Origin of the sequence: Moorena sp. SIO3H5 (assembly GCF_010692395.1) — a bacterium.
Taxonomy (GTDB): Bacteria; Cyanobacteriota; Cyanobacteriia; order Cyanobacteriales; family Coleofasciculaceae; genus Moorena.
The window spans coordinates 1-4,551 of record NZ_JAAHHS010000523.1 but is presented as its reverse complement, the minus strand read 5'-3'; the positions used below and the strand labels follow the sequence as shown (position 1 = coordinate 4,551).

Sequence of the window (4,551 nt, the reverse complement as noted above, 5' to 3'; positions counted from 1 at the left end):
CCTGTGTGGCCTACCCCACCTCTGATTGCACAATCACTACTCATCAAGAGGAAGCACTGTACTAAGTACTAATATAAGTACTAATAACAGAGGGGTGAGTAAAAGCTAATCGAAAATGTCGCAGAGTCTACCAAAAACTCTTATTATTTGTTAGAGTTAAATTAGGGTAACACCGACAGGGATTATTATGTAACTTACATTAAAGCCGAAAACCAAGGTGAAATAGTTGCGCTTAGATCCTGGTGGAACGAACTTTTTTGACATTTTTATGGCGCACAGTGAGGCGAGCAATCCCTCGCCTCACTGTGAAGCGCGGAGATACCGCCTGGATGCTATTGCATCTTGCATTGGCGGGCGAGGGTCTATCTTGGTAGACTTTGGTAGCTAAAGAGTATCGGAAGTAAGAGAGCTTAGAAGTTGGGTGTTTTACCGAAAAAATTGGGTTTAAAGCCCCGTCCTTCCAGGACGGCTTTAGATGTGGTAGAATAAAACCATAAGCAATAGACTTTAAAAGTAGAAAGACACTATCTAACCATAAGTAGACAACGTAAAAAATATGTTTTGCTTACGTATTGCGTAATTGGGTCTAACGACTTAAAAGTCTATGAAAAAATTAGATAAAAAAAGTGTCTATCTATAGAAAAAAAGGTACGGTGGGGCACACCGAAACCTAGTCATAGACTAAACCGCTTGTGGAGAGGAGACCTCTATTTTTCCTGGTCCCGGCCTGGTTAAACAAGTCACCTCTTTGAAGCAAGAATCCCCGTCCTTCCAGGGCGGGGAGTGTCAATCTTTCAGCTCTTTACTTCCCCATCGCCGCAGATCCGCTGATGAGATAGTCAAGTAATGAGGTGATGGCGAAATCACGCTAAATCCAAGCTAAATCGAGGAAGATATGGAATAACTTTCCTGAAATTATTCCATATCTTCACTTTCTCCCCCCTTTTACCCTTGATTACACTAGGGCCTGACTAGTGCGCTGGCATTTTGCCAGAAGATAATAGAATTGTTCAAAGGCTGAATTTGAGTACCAGGATAATAGAAGCTGAGAATTTTTTCTGCGGACCAACCGAGTTTAGCTAAATTCTGGGAACCGTGTTGGCTAAAGCCAACCCCATGTCCAAAGCCACCACCCACAAAAACAAAGCCTTTGAGGGTTTGGTTGGCTTGGTCATAAATCGGGTCTACGTAGAAGAGGGTGCTGCGGGGAGGACCAAAGGCGCTGCGGGCTTCATTTTTACTCAGCTCCAGCATACCCCGATCCGTTGTTACCGCCATTTTGAGCACTCGTCCTGCTGGTGAACGGTCTACCACTTCCATATGCTCAATGGTAGTGAAGTTGGCAAGGGGGTGTTTGGTTTTTTTGAGATAGCGTTGTAAATGGCTGGTCACTTGTTCCAAGGTATTGTTGTACTTCCAGCGGAATAAGTAACTGTTGTCAGTCTCATTAAATCCTTGCTTCAAGTTCATGAACTCACGGAAATTTTGTTCGTCTGCTAAGGATTTTTGTGACAAATTCCATAGGGAGTATGGGGAGTCTACCACTGCTCTTAAGTAAGGACGTTCTGAGCCATTCCAAACATCACTAAAAGGCGCACTGACTCCACCAGTTGCTGCTGAATACAGGGCATCTACTAACTCATTGTTGTAGGTCAGCACTAGACCTTTAGTAGCTGCGATCGCACGGTCAGCTACCGGATTGGTTTGATTTATGCCGAAATAAACCTGGCAGTGAGTATCGGCACAGAGTTCGTAACCGTCAACATTAAATCGGCGTCGGTTCCGCAAGGCGTAGGTGCGAGCAATAATGCTCTGGGCAGCTACGGTTGAATAGCGTGCTCCAGCTCCAATTTCATGAGGTACCACACCGCGCAAATAGCTTTCTAGAGGTACCTGATTTACTAAGGTATAGTCACCATAGGCATTGGGCTGGATCCGTAGACTACCAGGATAAAGTCTTGTCCTACGGCTATTTTCTCCTTTGCTAACCCAGATCCGATTTTTGCCAGCAGTAATATCGATTTCCCGTCGATGGTAGCGATAGTCACCAATTACAAAGGAAGCATGGGGCACCTCGGTGACAACGTTAGTATCGATATAGGCAGTGTTATCACCTTTGGCTTTGATACTTGCTAGCAGTAAACGTCGCAATAAAGGGGTTTGATAAACACTCCGTTTTGCCCACACCTGCCAGCGGTCAGGCTTGGCAATTTCCACCTCAATCCCCTTTTCCCGCCATTTATTGGCACTATCTTCTGCAGTTTCAAAGGTGCCATGGTTACTCAAGACCACGTACTCTTCGATTTGGGGCTGCTGTAAGGGTTTATTGACTATTTCCAGCTTGAGGCTGCTAAGCTGCTTGGTTTTCGGTTGCATATCACCGCCTAAAAATTTGACGGTGAGCTGATCGTCTGGGCCAGCTTTCAGGGTTAGCTTGTCAGTTTCTTCATCTCCAAAGCGCTGCACCACTCCCACTTTCAGTGGGATATCTGAGGCTTTGGCGGCTAACCCTGATAGGATAGGTAGTCCCCAAAACGATAGTGTCATCAATGGTATAAGGAAATGGGGATTGGAAGCTGGGGAATTGAGAGAGATCGGTTTTTTCGTGAACCCCACTATCCAATTGCGAAACCGACCTGTCTTACCCGATGCCGTATTTTGATGCGAATTCAAGTCAAACGCTTTTGTTGTCATTAGCTTAGTTTTTAAAGTACCCAATCCATAATTCCCATTCCCCGATTCTAGATCCCGAAAAGTAGGATCCTCCACAGGTATTGTTACCCTAACCGGGTCTTTTCAGGGTCTTTGCTTTGGCATTGGGATGATTTGGTTGAGGATGCTACCCGCAGCTACCCGTTGGGATTACCTCTTTTGATTGTTTCGAGCTAACAACACTTCCCCTTGCCTGATTCGTTGGGCAGCATCTAGTAGGACGTCTTCTAGATAGGGTTTGGTAAAATAGCCTCTAGCACCAAGATCAGCAGCTACTTTTCGGTGTCGATCAGCACCACGAGAGGTGAGCATGGCCAGGGGAATTTCGCACAAATCTGGGTCTTTTTGAAGGCGAGATAGGAGTTCTAGACCATCCATTCTGGGCATTTCAATGTCACAGAATACGATCTCGCAAGGCAAACCAGACCGCAGTTTATCCCAGGCTTCTTGACCATCACGGGCTTGTTCTACCCGATAACCAGCTTTACTGAAGGTCATAGAAAGGAGTTCTCGGACTGTGATTGAATCATCCACAATCAAGACCATGGGATCAGATTTGATTAGATTGGCCTCGGCTCCGGTGGCTGTTGGAGTTTCCATCCTTTGCCAGATCGCAACACCACCATCTTTACGAATCCGACCCATTGCAAGGTCAATCAGTTCTAAGACGTCAGCAATGGGCATCACGCGACCATCCCCTAAGACGGTCGCCCCGGTAATGCCTACTGGCTTGGGTGCAGGGCCTTCGATTTGCTTAATAACAATTTCTTGCTCCCCTAATACCTGATCAACCTCTACGGCGAGCATGTTACCTGTACTGCGCAGTACCACTACAGAAATCAAGTTGTCTTCCCTTTGGCTACCATAGACACTAGCCCTGCTGAGTTGGCTATGGTAGGTCAGCAACTCTGAGAGGGGCTTGAATGGGATCTGGGTGTCCCGCCATTGAAGAAAGGCTTGACCTTGGGAATTGGTCTGAATGCAGTCAGGGGAGACATCCTGCATATCTTCCACCCCATCCATGGGAAAAGCAATTTTGGCGCGATCGCTTACACAGCAGAGGGCTTTACAAATACTCAGGGTCAGGGGTAAGCGAATGGTAAAGGTGGTTCCTTGCCCGAGAGTAGAGTCGATAGTAATGGTTCCCCGAATTTCACTTAAGCAGGTGCGCACCACATCCATACCTACTCCTCGACCTTTGGTATCAGTCACTTTCTCAGCAGTGGTGAACCCAGGGTGGAAGATAAAATTGAACAACTCCAAGTCGCTCAGGGTTTTTGCCTCACTTGGGGAAATTAGATTCTTTTCAAGGGCTTTAGCTCTAATTCGAGCTGGATCAATGCCCCCCCCATTATCCGAAATGGAAATCACCGTCTGATTTCCCTGGTAGAATGCCCCGAGGGTGATTTTACCCGCCCTAGGCTTCCCTGCAGCCAACCGTTCCTCTGGTAGCTCAATCCCGTGGGTAATGGCATTGTTGACCAGGTGGGTCATAGGATCATAGAGGTGTTCCAAGATCATTTTATCAATCAAGGTTTCCCGCCCCTCAACGTGTAGCTCGGCTGCCTTGCCTTCGTGCAAGGAAATTTCCCTGACTGCACGGGGCATTCGGTCTGCTGCTTGGGCAAAGGGCACCATACGCGATCGCGTCAGTCCTTCTTGGAGTTGATTGGTTACCTGCCTGAGGGTACGAGTTACTTGGTCGGTTTCATCCACCAAAAACTCAATGTCAGATGCCGACTCCTTAACCCGGACAATCAGCTCAATGATCTCTTGGGATAGCAAATGGAAGCCTGTAAAGCGGTCCATTTCTAGGGGGTGATAATCTTCTAAGCTGGA

The 4,551-nt window shown here is 46.9% G+C and carries 2 protein-coding genes; both read right to left on the bottom strand.

The genetic code is table 11. The features are described 5' to 3' along the window. Positions 1-960: 960 nt before the first annotated feature. On the bottom strand, positions 961-2,694 hold the full coding sequence (locus tag F6K52_RS32765; protein WP_293088729.1) for a SpoIID/LytB domain-containing protein: 1,734 nt from the start codon (positions 2,692-2,694) through the stop codon (positions 961-963). A 168-nt stretch (positions 2,695-2,862) separates the two neighbouring features. Next, on the bottom strand, positions 2,863-4,551 hold a 1,689-nt coding region (locus tag F6K52_RS32760; RefSeq protein ID WP_293088727.1), incomplete at its 5' end, for a hybrid sensor histidine kinase/response regulator.

Excerpts from the sequence above, each read along its gene's own strand:
- F6K52_RS32765 (WP_293088729.1), bottom strand. The coding sequence starts at position 2,694 with ATGACAACAAAAGCGTTTGACTTGAATTCGCATCAAAATACGGCATCG.